Below are 15,186 nucleotides of genomic sequence, written 5' to 3' on the forward strand. Positions count from 1 at the left end.
TATAATGACAGGACTAGAGATTTGGTTGCTTGCCATAGGTTTGGCGATGGATTGTTTCGCTGTTTCGATTGCAAGCGGCATTATTTTGAAACGCACCCGATGGAAACCTATGCTGGTCATGGCTTTTGCCTTCGGACTCTTTCAGGCCATCATGCCTTTTATCGGATGGATGTTTGCCAAAAGTTTCAGCCATCTTATAGAAAGCGTAGACCATTGGATTGCTTTCGCGATTCTTGCTTTCCTCGGTGGTCGGATGATTTGGGAGTCTTTCAAGGAAGAAGAGTGCTGTCAATTATTCAATCCGGCAAGCCTGAAAGTGGTATTCACTATGGCAATAGCAACAAGTATCGACGCATTGGCAGTCGGCATTTCATTCGCCTTTTTAGGAGTTCAGGACTACAGCGAAATCCTCTCCCCTATCCTTATCATAGGCTTCGTCTCATTTGTCATGTCCATGTTCGGGCTTATCTTCGGCATTCAATGCGGTTGCGGACTTGCCCGGAAGTTGAAAGCGGAATTATGGGGCGGCATTATTCTGGTCATCATCGGAACGAAAATATTAATCGAGCATCTGTTTTTCCAATAAAAAGAGTTTTCCCATCAAACAAAAGAGCATATGAAAACAAAGAAGAGTTTCCTTTGGCTGGCTTTCCTGATTCTGGCAACTATCTGGATATTAGCCAGACGCAATCAGCAATCCAACTACAATAGCATCAAAGGTCTGGTATTCGGAACCGTATATAAAATCACCTATCAGCACGAGGGCGACTTAAAGCCGGAAATCGAAGCGGAACTGCAACGCTTTGACAATTCTCTATCGCCATTTAACGACAGTTCTGTCATTAGCCGTGTAAACCGTAACGAAGAATTGGTTACCGACAGCTTCTTTCAAAATTGCTTCAACCGTTCGATGGAAATCTCCCGCGAAACCGAAGGCGCTTTCGACATCACGATAGCCCCTCTTGCCAACGCCTGGGGATTTGGTTTCAAGAAAGGCGCTTTCCCCGACTCATTAATGATAGACAGCCTGTTGCAAATCACCGGTTATGAAAAGGTGAAACTGGAGAATGGGGAGGTTGTCAAACAAGATTCCCGTATCATGTTGAGTTGCAGTGCAGTTGCCAAAGGGTATTCGGTAGATGTAGTAGCACGCCTGCTCGACCGGAAAGGTATAAAAAATTATATGGTAGATATCGGCGGCGAGGTAGTGGTGAAAGGCAAAAATCCTTCCGACGGACTATGGCGCATTGGAATCAACAAGCCCGTCGACGATTCGCTAGCCGTAAACCAGGACTTGCAAACGATACTTGAAATTTCTGATTTAGGGTTGGCAACCTCAGGAAATTACCGCAACTATTACTATAAAGACGGCAAGAAATATGCGCATACCATCGATCCGAGAACGGGTTATCCGGTACAGCACAGCATCTTGTCCTCTACCGTAATCGCCAAGGACTGCATGACCGCCGACGCCCTGGCTACCGCATTCATGGTAATGGGACTGGAAAAAGCGGAAACTTTCTGCAAGGCAAACCCGGAAATCGACGCTTACTTTATATACAGCGGAGAAAACGGAGAGTTCAAGACTTACTACACGGAAGGAATGAAAAAGTACATAGCGAAATAAAGTCCGCTTCTTCTCTTTCATTCTCTTCACATGAGGATAACTCTCAAGTTATCAACTATTTCGTGTGATAACCCGAATAAAAAGCCTTTTTCACATCCTTCACGACCGGGCATCATCGCGAAAACGCTTACCATCGCAGAAACACGACTTATCGTGAAGGATGTGCCGCATCTCTCGACACCCCATAATAACCGGGAGCAGGTACATACATCGGTTGACTACGCAAGCCGATATTCACAAGTTTTCCTTCTCCACGCAGACGGACTAAATGCGTTTTGGCAGTAGTACGAGCCAAGCCGCATATCTCTTGAAAATCACGACGGGTCATCATCTGATGTCCGGCAAAATATTCTTTCAACAGCATGTCAATCTCCACTTCCGAAACCTTCTCCGAATGACGGACGTACTTGGACTGACTGGCACGGACGCCAACAAAATGCCCTTTCAGATTACTGTCAGGACGGAAACGGACGGTTTTGAAAGTCACTTTATTCGTTTTATGCGGAGTGCTGCGGGTCACTTTCCCCGTAGCCGCCAAAGTGGGATAAAAATAACCGATTCCCTCAATATGCACTTCTTTTCCCTCACGCAACGACTCGCCGAGAATCTTCGACAGGTTGTCGAGCACATTCTTTACATCACCCACAGTCAACGAACTGTAATCATGAATCTTGTAACAAAGCATATCCGTATCCACCTTACCATTCATAAAGATACGGGGATGCAACGCTGCCTCTCCTTCTTCCGAAGATGCGTTAGGATTTTCATACCAATCAAACACAATAGCCATTACTTCTTATCAATTAAAATGTGTAACTTCATCATAGGACGACTGTAATCGGCTACTCGGACAACTGGAATCGGCTGTTCAGTCAACTATAGTCAGCCGACCGGACAACTCCAATCGGCTTTCCTCAAACAAGCACTAAAGATACGACAAAGTAACGACATATCAGCATAAGAAAGCATGTTTTTCGTTTCAGAAGAAAATAAACATTTTCTTTGTTAAATACTTGCAAACCCCATATTTCATGTTATACCTTAGCAGCATCAACCGGTCGAAAAAGCAACATTTATTTATTTAACAAAAAAGAAAAATATGAAGACATTAGAATATAACTCAAAACGCCTGGCAAAAAGGATACGGGTATTGATGAAAGAATCGCCAAACGTCATCGTTTCAACGAGCGGCCAAAAAGACGAACCGCAAATGCAAGAAACACATGAACAAGATAAACATGAACAGGAAGCACATAGGCATGAAACACATAAGCAACCCGTTCTCCTGACGCAACAAGTGATTGACTTTTTGAAAGTACAATATGACTTCCGCTACAACTTGCTCACCGAAGAAACCGAATTCCGTCCATTTGGTCAACGGAATATCCCTTTCTGTCGTATAGACAAGCGGGAACTGAACACCTTCTGCCTGGAAGCCCATAAAGAAGGAATCAACTGCTGGGACAAAGACCTTCAAAGATATATCTACTCCACCCAAGTGGAAAGTTACCACCCATTCCGGCTCTATATGAATGAGCTACCAACGTGGGACGGGGCGGATCGGTTGAAACCCTTAGCGAAGCGGGTATCCGACGCTCCAATATGGATTAAAAGTTTCCACACCTGGATGCTCGGTCTTGCCGCCCAATGGTTGGGGATAAATCAGACACAGGCAAACAGCGTAGCCCCGATACTTATCAGCGAAGAACAGGGACGTCATAAGTCCACCTTCTGCCGTATGCTGATGCCGCCGCAACTAGCCCGTTATTACTCGGATAATCTGAAACTAACCGCGCAGGGTAACCCCGAACGTCTCCTTGCCGAGATGGGATTACTAAATATGGACGAATTTGACAAATACGGAGCGCAAAAGATGCCGTTACTGAAAAATCTGATGCAAATGTCCAGCCTCAACATATGCAAAGCCTATCAGAAAAATTTCCGGTCGCTCCCACGTATCGCTTCTTTCATCGGAACAAGTAACCGTACCGACCTGCTCCGTGACCCGACGGGTAGCCGCAGATTCATCTGTATTGAAGTGGAGCATGATATAGACTGCACCGGAATAGAGCATTCACAAATCTATGCCCAACTGAAAGAGGAACTACTTGCAGGAGCCCGCCACTGGTTCAGCAAAGAGGAAGAACATGCCTTGCAACGTCATAACAGCGCATATTATCATGTCAACCCCATAGAAGATATTGTGCGCAACACATACGTGCCTGCCGCGATGGATGAACCGGATTGCCTATCGCTCTCCGCCGCTATTATCCATCAGGAATTAAAAAAGAAGTTTCCGGCCGTACTTCGCAACTGCACTCCTATCCAATTGGCACAAATCCTGACCGCAGCAGGTATCAGCCGACAGCATACAAGGTTGGGGAATATGTATCTGGTGAAGAGGGTGAAGGATGGTGAAGAGTGAAAATAATGCCGTTCATTCACAGGAAGTAGTTGTGAATGAACGGATAAGCTTTATGTGAAGAAAGTGGAGAACGAACTATCTAACCTAAGCGGGCATTAATAAATGCTATTTGAATACCTGTAAAATATAACTCTTTTCATTTATTTCATAAACACAAAATACACCGCCGCAATCAAACAAACGAAAGCCGCCAAATGATTCCAATGCAACGTTTCACCTTTGAAAAACACAGTTGTAAACACTGTAAAGATGACAAGAGTTATCACTTCCTGAATCACTTTCAACTGCATCAACGAAAACGGGCCGCCGTTACCGATAAATCCGATACGGTTCGCCGGTATTTGACATGAGTATTCAAAAAAAGCAATCGCCCAACTGAAAGCAATCACACCTATCAACGGAAGAGCTGCGAACCAGCTATATTCCTGTTTCATCTTCAGATGTCCGTACCAGGCAAATGTCATAAATACATTAGACACGATGAGCAACAAAATTGTATATATTCCTTTCATAACAATCTATTCTAATTTATCTGTTTTAATCTATTTTATCCGGTAATAATTCTTCCTGTACATTCGTCATGCTCCCCCAAAGGCTATATCGGGCTTCCGGGTTCATCGCTTCCAGTTGCCGCAAAACACCTTTCATATCGCTCCGGCTGGACTGCGATTCGTAAGGACAGTTTTTCACTTGCTTCCGGTAGTCACGCAAAGCCGCCAATTCTATCAAATCCGATTCGTGAACCATGCACATCGGACGGATGATCGTCATATCAAATTTCTTCATCACCAACCGGGGCGGCATAGTACTGAACGCACCCTGATAAGTGATATTCATCAGCAATGTTTCCAGAATATCATCCATATGATGCCCCAAAGCAATTTTATTGCACCCCTGTTCCTTGGCAACCGTAAACAAGGCTTTACGCCGATTCCACGAACAGAGAAAACAGGGAGACTTGCGCGTATCCGTAGAAAGGTCAAATGAAGTTTCGTATTGAAGAAAAGGCACTCCACAGGCTTCACAATGCGCTTTCAAATACTCAGTATCACTCTGATAAGGAATATTCCGCATCACCACATGGACGGCAACGACAGAAAAACGAGGTTTGTAGATGCGTGCGCGTTTGCCCAACAGTTCTACAAGCGCCAACGAATCTTTCCCGCCCGACAATCCGATGAGAATTTTATCACCTTCTTCTATCAGTCCATATTGCACCACTCCTTTGCTGAACCGCTTGTCAATGCGGCGAATGGTTTTCTCTTCTTCTGTAAATTGTGCCATATATTCAAAAATCGGCTGCAAAAGTAAGCGAAAAGAATGATTTAAAGAAGAATTAACATAATAGAATCTCTGAAAAAGGGTTTATTTCTAATAAATTTGTACTTTTGAACAATTGAAAAATTGACAGATGCCCGAAAGTAGCAGTACTTTCAAAACAATCCGTCACTCATAAACGATAAAAACGATGAAAGGGAAATATATTCTATTTTTATTTTGCAGTCTCTTCCTTTGTGAAGTTTCCGCGCAAACACTTGAACAGGCACGCACCTTATTTACAAAAGGTGATTACGAAAAAGCCAAGCCTGTGTTCAAAAAGTATGCAAAATCCCAACCTTCCAACGGGAATTATAATTATTGGTACGGCGTATGTTGCCTGAAAACCGGAGAAGCCGGGGAAGCGGTAAAACCTCTCGAAATGGCAGTTAAGAAACGCGTAGCCAGCGGTCAGCTCTATTTGGGACAGGCATACAGCGAGACTTATCGCTTTGAAGACGCAGTAGAATGTTTTGAAGAATACATCGCCGACTTGAAGAAGCGTAAAAGACCGACAGAAGAAGCGGAAGGGCTGTTGGAAAAGAGCAAAGCAGATCTTCGTATGCTGAAAGGTGTGGAAGATGTTTGCATTATCGACAGCTTCGTTGTGGATAAAGCTACTTTTCTGAATGCTTATAAAATCAGCGAAGAATCAGGCAAGCTGTTCACGTTCAACGAATTCTTCCAGACAGAAGGGGAGCATGAAGGGACTGTCTACGAAACCGAAATCGGAAATAAAATCTATTACAGCGAGAAAGGTGAAAGAGGTAACCTGGACATATTCTCGAAGAATAAACTGATGAACGAATGGAGCAACGGACGACCGCTACCCGGCAGTATCAATGCTTCAGGAAACGCCAATTATCCGTATGTAATGTCAGACGGTATCACCATTTATTATGCAAGTGACGGTGAAGGACTGGGTGGATATGATATTTTCGTCACCCGCTACAACACGAATAACGACACTTATCTCGTCCCGGAAAATGTGGGTATGCCGTTCAATTCCCCGTACAATGATTATATGTATGTCATTGACGAGTATAATAATCTGGGTTGGTTTGCTTCCGACCGCTTCCAACCGGAAGGCAAAGTCTGTATCTATGTATTCATCCCGAATAATTCAAAGCAGACGTATAATTACGAAGCGATGGATCAGAAGCAAATTATCCGCCTGGCACAAATCCATTCATTGAAAGAAACTTGGAAGGACAAGCAGGCAGTCAGCGAAGCATTGCAACGCCTGGAAGCTGCTATCAGCCACAAACCAAAAGAACGCCGTATCGTTGATTTTGAATTTGTCATTGATGATAACACAACGTATTATCTGATGAATGATTTCAAGTCCGCCAAGGCCAAACAGCTTTTCCAACGCTACCGGCAGATGGAGAAAGACTTTCAGCAACAAGAAGAAAAGCTGAACAGCTTGCGCCAGCAATATTCCACAAGCAACAAGCAGGGAAAAGAAAGAATCGCTCCTGCCATCCTCGACCTGGAAAAACGCATATTGCAAATGTCAGGCGAACTGGATGCTCTGGAAACCAATGTACGTAACGCAGAAAAAACGAAATAAATTAATAACACTGAACTATGGATATACTCATTATCACCGTTCTCATTATTGCCGCAGTCATACTGTTTCTTGTAGAACTGTTTGTTATCCCGGGCATCAGCCTGGCGGGAATTTCGGCATTGGTTTGCATCCTTTATGCCAACTACTACGCATTTGCCAATATAGGAATGGCAGGAGGATTTGCCACTTTGGGTATATCGGCCGTCGCTTGTATAGGGTCACTGGTCTGGTTTATGCGATCGAAGATGCTGGATAAACTGGCTTTGAAAAAAGACATTGACTCAAAGGTAGACCGTAGCGCTGAACAAAGTGTGAAAGTCGGTGACACAGGTATCAGTACTACCCGTCTCGCACAAATCGGTTATGCGGAAATCAACAACAAAATCGTTGAAGTCAAATCAATAGACGGTTTCCTGGATGAAAAGACCCCGATCATCGTCAACCGCATCAGCGACGGAACAATCATGGTTGAGAAACACAAAAAATAATATTCACTAATACAATCTATCAATGGAATCATCTTTTTACTTGCCTATCTTTCTGATAGCCGGAGGTATTATCTTCCTGATAATATTTTTCCATTACGTGCCTTTCTTCCTTTGGCTGTCGGCCAAAGTATCGGGAGTGCATATCTCACTGATACAGTTATTTCTAATGCGTATCCGTAATGTTCCGCCGTATATCATCGTGCCGGGCATGATTGAAGCCCACAAAGCCGGTTTGAAAAACATCACCCGTGATGAACTGGAAGCCCACTACCTGGCCGGCGGACACGTTGAGAAAGTCGTCCACGCACTGGTATCCGCGTCGAAAGCGAATATCGAACTGCCTTTCCAAATGGCTACGGCCATCGACCTGGCGGGACGTGACGTATTCGAAGCCGTACAGATGTCTGTTAATCCGAAAGTGATTGACACTCCGCCTGTAACGGCTGTTGCCAAAGACGGTATCCAGTTGATTGCCAAGGCCCGTGTTACGGTACGTGCCAACATTCGCCAGTTGGTCGGTGGTGCAGGTGAAGATACGATTCTCGCCCGTGTAGGTGAAGGTATCGTTTCGTCCATCGGTTCTTCGGAAAATCATAAGTCGGTACTCGAAAATCCGGATTCTATCTCCAAACTCGTACTTCGTAAAGGGTTGGATGCAGGAACTGCTTTCGAGATTCTGTCTATTGATATTGCGGACATCGACATAGGTAAGAACATCGGTGCTGCCTTGCAGATTGACCAGGCAAACGCGGACAAGAATATCGCCCAGGCAAAAGCCGAGGAACGCCGTGCAATGGCTGTCGCTTCCGAGCAGGAAATGAAAGCGAAAGCACAGGAAGCCCGCGCGAAAGTAATCGAAGCGGAAGCGGAAGTACCTAAAGCAATGGCAGAAGCCTTCCGCAGCGGTAATCTGGGTATCATGGATTACTACCGGATGAAGAATATCGAAGCGGATACCTCGATGCGCGAAACGATTGCCAAACCGACAGCAGGCAATACAGGCAATCAGCCGCTAAGTAAATAAGTTACTACAAACGCCGGAACCCGGTTTCATTTCAGTTCCAAGACGTATTCTCCCTTTTCTACGGAAAAAGAAAGATGCTTCTTCTGAACTTAAATCCGGTTCCGGCGTTTCTATTTATAGATACAATCATATTGTAAAACTAAAACCTTTCAATAACATGAAAAAGTACTTTCCATCCTCTGAATTGATTATCAACGAAGACGGTTCTGTATTCCATCTTCACGTAAAGCCCGAATGGCTGGCAGATAAAGTAATCCTGGTAGGCGACCCCGGACGTGTAGCTCTCGTAGCTTCTCATTTCGAAAACAAAGAATGTGAAGTGGAAAGCCGCGAATTCAAAACTATCACGGGTACGTATAAAGGAAAGCGGATTACGGTGGTTTCTACCGGAATCGGTTGCGATAATATCGACATTGTCATGAATGAACTGGATGCTCTCGCCAATATCGACTTTAACACTCGGGAAGAGAAGGATCATTTCCGTCCATTGGAATTGGTACGTATCGGCACGTGTGGTGGTTTACAGCCTAATACTCCGGTAGGTACATTCGTTTGTTCGCAGAAGTCCATCGGCTTTGACGGGTTGTTGAATTTCTATGCCGGACGCAATGAGGTATGTGATTTGCCGTTTGAACGTGCTTTCCTTAATCATATGGGTTGGTCGGGAAATATGTGTGCCCCTGCTCCTTATGTGATTGATGCCAGCGAAGAACTGATTGACCGGATTGCCAAAGATGATATGGTGCGTGGTGTTACGATTGCTGCCGGTGGTTTCTTCGGCCCGCAAGGACGTGAGCTTCGTGTCCCGTTGGCAGACCCGAAACAGAATGACAAAATTGAAACATTCGAATACAAAGGTTTCAAGATTACTAACTTCGAGATGGAAAGTTCGGCTTTGGCAGGACTTAGCCGGTTAATGGGACATAAGGCGATGACTGTCTGCATGGTGATTGCCAACCGGCTGATTAAGGAAGCCAATACCGGATATAAGAATACGATTGATACGCTGATTAAGACTGTTCTTGACAGAATCTAAAACAGACTTATCTGAATTTGACAGTGTCCAAATAAAAAAAAAGGCTTGAATCTTACATGTATATCATGTTGATTCAAGCCGTTTTTTCTAATTTATTCTCTTATCAATATCCAATTGTGAACCTCTCCTGATGATGCTTCGGATGCTCCAGTTCGTCAATCATTGCAGCAGCATAATCCTCTACGGAGATATGGCTGTTTCCTACAATATCTACAATCATATCATCTTTGCCAAGACGGTAGCGTCCGGTACGTACCCCCGGTCGCATATCTGCTGCCGGAGAGAAAAACACCCAGTCTACCTCTTTTTCTTTCTTCAGGAAATTCAGATAGAATTCTCCCAATGCTTTCACTCCCGGTAAAATATTTTCAGGAACTTCACCGGAATCCATCAACCGCAACCCCGGAGCAATGAATAAAGAACCGGCACCGCCAACCATCAGAAAACGGTTAATTCCTGCCTTCTTTACCCCATCAATAATAGTCAGATAGACTTTGATTGTCTCATCATATATATTAGGATTGCTCCATCCCGGATTGAATGCACTGATAACGGCATCTGCTCCTTTGCAAACTTCAGCCACCTCATCGAGCGAAGACACATCCGCCTTCACTACTTTCAGATTTTCATTTTCTATCTTTATCTTTTCAGGATGACGAACCACGGCAGTCACTTCAAAGCCACGGTTCAGAGCCTCATTCAGTATGGCCGAACCTACAAAACCACTCGCGCCTATAAGGACAACCTTCTTTACTTTTTTCATATTCCAACATTTTTTAGGGTGTTATTATTACTTTAATAACACAACAACAGTCGGAATGTTGTTTTCCTTTTGGACATTTAATCAACCAATATAAGATTCTATCCTTCCTTTCATTCTATTTTTTATTCAGAAACAACTATCTTTGCACTATCCAAAAAGAAATACAATGAACCAAGATACTATCTGTGCTATTGCCACCGCCCAGGGCGGCGCTATCGGAAGCATCCGTGTTTCCGGCCCGGAAGCTATTTCCATCACCAGCCTCATCTTCAAACCGGCCAAAGCCGGCAAGTTACTTAGTGAGCAGAAACCATACACTTTGACTTTCGGACGTATCTACGACGGTAACGAGATTATCGACGAAGTGCTTGTCAGCCTTTTCCGTGCTCCTCATTCATACACAGGAGAAGATAGCACGGAAATCACTTGTCATGGTTCTTCTTATATTCTTCAGCAAGTGATGCAACTGCTTATTAAGAATGGCTGCCGCATGGCTCAACCGGGAGAGTATACGCAGCGTGCATTCCTCAATGGCAAAATGGATTTAAGCCAGGCAGAAGCCGTAGCAGACCTGATTGCTTCTTCATCCGCCGCCACTCACCGACTGGCTATGAGCCAAATGCGGGGTGGCTTTAGCAAGGAACTGACCGACTTACGCAACAAGCTACTGAACTTCACCTCGATGATTGAACTGGAACTGGATTTCAGCGAGGAAGATGTTGAATTTGCCGACCGTTCGGCATTGCGGAAATTGGCTGACGAAATAGAACTGGTCATCTCCCGCCTGGTTCATTCGTTTAGCGTAGGTAATGCTATCAAGAATGGCGTTCCCGTGGCTATCATTGGTGAAACGAATGCAGGAAAATCGACTTTATTGAATGTTTTATTGAATGAAGATAAAGCAATCGTCAGCGATATTCACGGAACGACCCGTGATGTGATTGAAGATACTATGAATATCGGTGGAATCACTTTCCGATTCATTGATACCGCCGGAATCCGGGAGACTAATGATACGATTGAAAGCCTGGGCATCGAACGCACCTTCCAAAAGCTGGATCAGGCGGAAATTGTTCTTTGGATGGTGGATTCAGTGAATGCCGCATCACAAATTGAACAGTTATCAGAAAAGATAGTTCCACGTTGTGAAGGAAAACATCTGATTGTAGTATTCAATAAGGCTGATTTAATTGAAGAAAATCAAAATGAAGATTTATCAGCTTTATTGAAAGATTTCCCAAAAGAGTCAACAGAGCATATTTTTATTTCAGCCAAACAGAGAGAGAATACGAGTGAATTACAAAAAATGCTTATTAGTGCTGCGCATTTACCTATGGTAACACAGAATGATATAATCGTAACTAATGTAAGACATTACGAAGCATTAAGCAAAGCCTTAGAAGCTATTCACAGAGTGCAAGATGGGCTTGATTCACATATTTCAGGTGATTTTCTTTCGCAGGACATACGCGAGTGCATTTTCTTCATTTCTGATATTGCAGGGGAAGTTACGAATGATATGGTGCTTCAAAATATCTTTCAGCATTTTTGCGTCGGGAAATGATATATCGCAATTAACCGCAACGAATTAGAATCAACTATAATGAAGTCGCTGAAATTCAGCGGCTTTTTTATTTATCCAAAATCCAGTTCATAGCGATTGGATAGTGTTGTTCACCATATTTTTCTACCGTATTTCTACCGCGAAACAAATTGGGGTTTGTCCCCGATGTCACAGTGACGCATTTGGCGACATGGGTGAACAATGGTTTACGTAGAGAGACAAAAAGAGAAATTAAATCTTTATGGTTTCACTAAAAATATGGAGAAAACAACATGGAAGTAAAAAGAATTTGTCAATGGTGTGGTAAACCTTTTATAGCTCAGAAAACCACCACCAATTATTGTAGTCCTCAATGTTCTAAACGAGGCTACAAACATCGAATGAAAGAGCGAAGAATGGAGCTCATTCAGAGTCAAGAATTGTTGGAGGTAAAGAAGATGCTGGAAAATCAAGAGTACTTTACCTTTTCACAAGCAGCTAAATTGATGGGAGTTTCTCGTCAGTACATCTACAAATTAGTCAAAGAGGATAAGTTGAGAGCAAGTCGGATTAGTTCACGAATGTCTTTTATTCGAAGAGCTGATATAGAACTTTTGCTTAAATCTAAACCTTATGAACGTGTGATGTCAAAAGTCGAATTTGATATTGCTGAATATTACACTGCTGAAGAAATTGCCCAAAAATACAAGGTCAACACCAAATGGGTATGGACTTATACACGGGAGCATAATGTACCAAAAGTAAAAATCCGTCAGTTCAACTATTACAGCAAAAAGCATATTGATGCTGCTTTTGCCAAATACAAGACAGATAATGATCTGACCGAATGGTACACTCCCGAAGAGATAGAACAAAAGTATGGTATGAGTCGGGTTGCCATCCGCTCCCATGTCTATCGCAACAACATCCCGTCCAAGAAAGAACACGGTCAGATATTCTACTCAAAGCTACATTTTGACCTATCCAAGCAGACTGCCGAAGATAATGCTTCGGAATACTACACCGTGCAGGAAGCCATGAAGAGATACAATCTCACACGGGATTCTGTCTATGGCATTCTGCAGTTCCACGAAATCAAACGTGAAAAGAAAGGTCGTTTCGTGAGATTCCTGAAAGTGGAATTTGACCATGTAATGGGAGCCCGAAAATAAGACTAATCCTGAATTTATGCAGACCAGAAAATGATTCTAAGAATGAGCATTGTCTGTGTCAAGCCATTCCGGACATTTGCAGCAAATCAAGTATAAACTAATACTAATTGTAACTATGTTAGAATGTAAAACAGTAACATTGAGAACACGTCCTTTGAAACATGGGATGCTGTCTTTCTATCTAGATTATTATCCGGGGTATCGTGACCAGGAAACAATGAAAACCATCCGTCACGAAGGATTGAACATTTATATTTATGCCAATCCTAAGAATGAACGTGAACGCAACTTCAATGCAACTATGTCGGAAAAGGCGGAAGCCATCCGATGCCGACGCTTTGAATCTATCGTTAATGACAGGTATGATTTCTTTGACAGGCACAAACTCAAAGCGGATTTTCTGGAATACTACCGCAAGCAGCTTCGCAAGCATGACCAAAAGTGGGAATTTGTGTACCACCATTTCTACAACTTCGTTCATGGCAAATGTACTTTTGAAGAAATTGATATTGACCTTTGCAATAAGTTTCGTGAGTATCTGCTAAATGCCAAGCAACTCAGGCGTGACGGTCGCATTTCAAAGAACTCTGCTTCCGGCTATTGGTCAACATTCCGGGGACTTTTGAAAATCCTTTATCGCAATCGGCTAATCAAAACCAATATCAATGATTTTTTGGATAAAATCGAAACAGAAGATACTCCAAAAGATTATCTAAGTGTGGAAGAACTATACAAATTGGCAGAAACACCTTGCAAAAAGCCAATTCTGAAAACAGCGGCATTGTTTTCATGTCTGACCAGTCTTAGAATCAGCGACATACTATCGTTGCAATGGCATGAAATCATTGACTTTGCAGCTGGAGGAAAATGTGTCCATACAATTACCCAAAAGACCAAAACAGAGGACATCATTCCAATCAGTGACGAAGCCCTGCAATTAATCGGCTATTCTCCGGAAAAAACCGGATTAGTATTTAAAGGATTGAAACGAAGTTGGACACAGCAACCCATGAAAGAGTGGATTCGCGAAGCCGGTATTACCAAGAATATCACTTTCCACTCCTACCGAAGAACATATGCAACACTTCAAGGAGCAGCCGGCACAGACATACGTACCATTCAAAGTAATATGGCACATAGAAGTATCACCACGACACAACGGTACATGAAAGTTGTGGACAGCAACAAGCGTGAAGCCAGCAACAGGATCTCTTTAATCCGCAAGTAAGAGTTAAGGTCCAAATAATCCCGTTTTTATAGCTCAGAGTATGATATTTTGCATCAAATCATACTCTGAGCATATTTTTTTCTTAAATTCTGAACGATTATCTATTACAAACAGCAACTATTTGGAAATCTACATATACATTTGTTTTATTGTAGAATTCAAATAGTATCACTTTATGACGAATAGTATTAAAATCACACCACAAAGAACCAGTTTCATACTTTCAGCAAGTGTCATCCTTTATTGGGCAACAGACTCCTATTTATATCTTAATTGCCATATCGACATGATGGAGTATTCCACTCCAGTTATTTTATATATCACGGCAATGATACTTGCCTGTGGAGTACTTCAGCGTTTCTTTTTCCAATTCATTACAAAAAATGAATTGAGTTTGTCTTTTGGCAAGCAAGTAAGACCTCTACCCGAACAAATTAAGGAGATTGATCCGGAGTGTCCAAAGGACAAGGATATAAATCCGGCAATTTTAGTTGCAGAAAGTGTTGCAAAACAAGATTATATGGATAATTATGAGGTACGTGTGGCTGAAATTGAACGTAAAAAAGCCGAAAGGCAGGCAGACATTAAGCGTGTCATTCATGAATATACCACATTTGTAATGACGGAATTTCTCTCAAAAGAAGATCTTGAAATTCTGCATGAAAACATAGAGTATTTTGCGTACGGACAATCTAATTTATACAAGCCAATCCGTTCAAAAGTAGATAATTCTCTCCGTTCTATCGACCTGATGCATTTCGTATGGAACATCGGGGAGAGATTGAGCATTTCTCTTATAGATAGAGCAACATTCATACATACTATATTCCCACATGAACTAAAAGATGCTTCGATTAAATATCTGGCTAAAAATCTCCGAACATGCGGAGTTTGCAAAATAGCCCTTGATATTCCTAAAACCGGAGATTATCACTTCAAATGTATGAAAGAAGCCCAAGAATAAAAAGAAAATTCAACCGATTAGGGTTA

At 42.8% G+C, this 15,186-nt stretch carries 15 protein-coding genes; 11 read left to right on the top strand and 4 right to left on the bottom strand.

The genetic code is table 11. The features are described 5' to 3' along the window. The first annotated feature begins 4 nt into the window (after positions 1 to 4). Positions 5 to 586 (top strand): manganese efflux pump MntP family protein, encoded by a 582-nt coding sequence (locus tag AB5443_RS03455; protein ID WP_307997555.1) that lies wholly within the window; start codon positions 5 to 7, stop codon positions 584 to 586. Positions 587 to 616: 30 nt separating this feature from the next. Next, positions 617 to 1,627 (top strand): FAD:protein FMN transferase, encoded by a 1,011-nt coding sequence (locus AB5443_RS03460; protein WP_368113241.1) that lies wholly within the window; start codon positions 617 to 619, stop codon positions 1,625 to 1,627. Positions 1,628 to 1,775: 148 nt separating this feature from the next. Here AB5443_RS03460 and AB5443_RS03465 read toward each other — a convergent pair whose 3' ends face one another. Next, positions 1,776 to 2,417 (bottom strand): HU family DNA-binding protein, encoded by a 642-nt coding sequence (locus AB5443_RS03465; RefSeq protein WP_195408258.1) that lies wholly within the window; start codon positions 2,415 to 2,417, stop codon positions 1,776 to 1,778. Positions 2,418 to 2,726: 309 nt separating this feature from the next. On the opposite strand from AB5443_RS03465, the gene AB5443_RS03470 reads away from it, so the two are divergent. Next, the gene (locus AB5443_RS03470) at positions 2,727 to 4,052 is read left to right on the top strand and encodes a VapE domain-containing protein (protein WP_368113242.1); all 1,326 of its coding nucleotides are present in this window, start codon (positions 2,727 to 2,729) and stop codon (positions 4,050 to 4,052) included. 140 nt (positions 4,053 to 4,192) lie between these two features. Here the strand turns inward: AB5443_RS03470 and AB5443_RS03475 are convergent, their stop codons facing one another. Together AB5443_RS03475 and AB5443_RS03480 are read right to left on the bottom strand one after the other, a co-directional pair. After that, positions 4,193 to 4,564, bottom strand: coding sequence for a DMT family protein (locus AB5443_RS03475; protein ID WP_044653118.1), 372 nt, complete (start codon positions 4,562 to 4,564; stop codon positions 4,193 to 4,195). Between the two features lie 25 nt (positions 4,565 to 4,589). After that, positions 4,590 to 5,336: an ATP-binding protein gene (locus tag AB5443_RS03480; RefSeq protein WP_277135638.1), complete on the bottom strand. Its 747-nt coding sequence runs from the start codon at positions 5,334 to 5,336 to the stop codon at positions 4,590 to 4,592. Between the two features lie 184 nt (positions 5,337 to 5,520). Between AB5443_RS03480 and AB5443_RS03485 the strand changes: the two genes are divergently transcribed. From AB5443_RS03485 to AB5443_RS03500, 4 genes are all read left to right on the top strand, one after another. Further along, positions 5,521 to 6,942, top strand: a complete 1,422-nt coding sequence (locus AB5443_RS03485) for a tetratricopeptide repeat protein (RefSeq protein WP_368113243.1) — start codon at positions 5,521 to 5,523, stop codon at positions 6,940 to 6,942. Between the two features lie 17 nt (positions 6,943 to 6,959). Continuing rightward, positions 6,960 to 7,430 (top strand): NfeD family protein, encoded by a 471-nt coding sequence (locus AB5443_RS03490; protein ID WP_368113244.1) that lies wholly within the window; start codon positions 6,960 to 6,962, stop codon positions 7,428 to 7,430. 22 nt (positions 7,431 to 7,452) lie between these two features. Next, positions 7,453 to 8,454, top strand: coding sequence for a flotillin-like protein FloA (floA, locus tag AB5443_RS03495; protein WP_073347997.1), 1,002 nt, complete (start codon positions 7,453 to 7,455; stop codon positions 8,452 to 8,454). Positions 8,455 to 8,611: 157 nt separating this feature from the next. Beyond that, positions 8,612 to 9,490 carry a nucleoside phosphorylase gene (locus tag AB5443_RS03500; protein ID WP_044655146.1) on the top strand — a complete coding sequence of 293 codons (879 nt, stop codon included), beginning with the start codon at positions 8,612 to 8,614 and terminating at the stop codon, positions 9,488 to 9,490. Between the two features lie 103 nt (positions 9,491 to 9,593). Here AB5443_RS03500 and AB5443_RS03505 read toward each other — a convergent pair whose 3' ends face one another. Then, positions 9,594 to 10,253 (bottom strand): NAD(P)-dependent oxidoreductase, encoded by a 660-nt coding sequence (locus AB5443_RS03505; protein WP_368113245.1) that lies wholly within the window; start codon positions 10,251 to 10,253, stop codon positions 9,594 to 9,596. Positions 10,254 to 10,419: 166 nt separating this feature from the next. On the opposite strand from AB5443_RS03505, the gene mnmE reads away from it, so the two are divergent. From mnmE to AB5443_RS03525, 4 genes are all read left to right on the top strand, one after another. Continuing rightward, positions 10,420 to 11,817, top strand: a complete 1,398-nt coding sequence (gene mnmE / locus AB5443_RS03510) for a tRNA uridine-5-carboxymethylaminomethyl(34) synthesis GTPase MnmE (protein WP_368113246.1) — start codon at positions 10,420 to 10,422, stop codon at positions 11,815 to 11,817. 272 nt (positions 11,818 to 12,089) lie between these two features. Continuing rightward, on the top strand, positions 12,090 to 12,968 hold the full coding sequence (locus AB5443_RS03515) for a helix-turn-helix domain-containing protein (protein ID WP_368113247.1): 879 nt from the start codon (positions 12,090 to 12,092) through the stop codon (positions 12,966 to 12,968). Between the two features lie 115 nt (positions 12,969 to 13,083). Beyond that, positions 13,084 to 14,196 (top strand): tyrosine-type recombinase/integrase, encoded by a 1,113-nt coding sequence (locus AB5443_RS03520; RefSeq protein WP_368113248.1) that lies wholly within the window; start codon positions 13,084 to 13,086, stop codon positions 14,194 to 14,196. A 175-nt stretch (positions 14,197 to 14,371) separates the two neighbouring features. Then, positions 14,372 to 15,160, top strand: coding sequence for a hypothetical protein (locus AB5443_RS03525; protein ID WP_368113249.1), 789 nt, complete (start codon positions 14,372 to 14,374; stop codon positions 15,158 to 15,160). Positions 15,161 to 15,186 lie beyond the last annotated feature (26 nt).

This window comes from Bacteroides sp. RTP21281st1_H5_RTP21281_210402 (genome assembly GCF_040918965.1).
GTDB classification, from domain to species: domain Bacteria; phylum Bacteroidota; class Bacteroidia; order Bacteroidales; family Bacteroidaceae; genus Bacteroides; species Bacteroides congonensis.

Coding starts and splice junctions, on each gene's coding strand:
- AB5443_RS03455 (WP_307997555.1), top strand. CDS start 5: ATGACAGGACTAGAGATTTGGTTGCTTGCCATAGGTTTGGCGATGGAT.
- AB5443_RS03460 (WP_368113241.1), top strand. CDS start 617: ATGAAAACAAAGAAGAGTTTCCTTTGGCTGGCTTTCCTGATTCTGGCA.
- AB5443_RS03465 (WP_195408258.1), bottom strand. CDS start 2,417: ATGGCTATTGTGTTTGATTGGTATGAAAATCCTAACGCATCTTCGGAA.
- AB5443_RS03470 (WP_368113242.1), top strand. CDS start 2,727: ATGAAGACATTAGAATATAACTCAAAACGCCTGGCAAAAAGGATACGG.
- AB5443_RS03475 (WP_044653118.1), bottom strand. CDS start 4,564: ATGAAAGGAATATATACAATTTTGTTGCTCATCGTGTCTAATGTATTT.
- AB5443_RS03480 (WP_277135638.1), bottom strand. CDS start 5,336: ATGGCACAATTTACAGAAGAAGAGAAAACCATTCGCCGCATTGACAAG.
- AB5443_RS03485 (WP_368113243.1), top strand. CDS start 5,521: ATGAAAGGGAAATATATTCTATTTTTATTTTGCAGTCTCTTCCTTTGT.
- AB5443_RS03490 (WP_368113244.1), top strand. CDS start 6,960: ATGGATATACTCATTATCACCGTTCTCATTATTGCCGCAGTCATACTG.
- floA (WP_073347997.1), top strand. CDS start 7,453: ATGGAATCATCTTTTTACTTGCCTATCTTTCTGATAGCCGGAGGTATT.
- AB5443_RS03500 (WP_044655146.1), top strand. CDS start 8,612: ATGAAAAAGTACTTTCCATCCTCTGAATTGATTATCAACGAAGACGGT.
- AB5443_RS03505 (WP_368113245.1), bottom strand. CDS start 10,253: ATGAAAAAAGTAAAGAAGGTTGTCCTTATAGGCGCGAGTGGTTTTGTA.
- mnmE (WP_368113246.1), top strand. CDS start 10,420: ATGAACCAAGATACTATCTGTGCTATTGCCACCGCCCAGGGCGGCGCT.
- AB5443_RS03515 (WP_368113247.1), top strand. CDS start 12,090: ATGGAAGTAAAAAGAATTTGTCAATGGTGTGGTAAACCTTTTATAGCT.
- AB5443_RS03520 (WP_368113248.1), top strand. CDS start 13,084: ATGTTAGAATGTAAAACAGTAACATTGAGAACACGTCCTTTGAAACAT.
- AB5443_RS03525 (WP_368113249.1), top strand. CDS start 14,372: ATGACGAATAGTATTAAAATCACACCACAAAGAACCAGTTTCATACTT.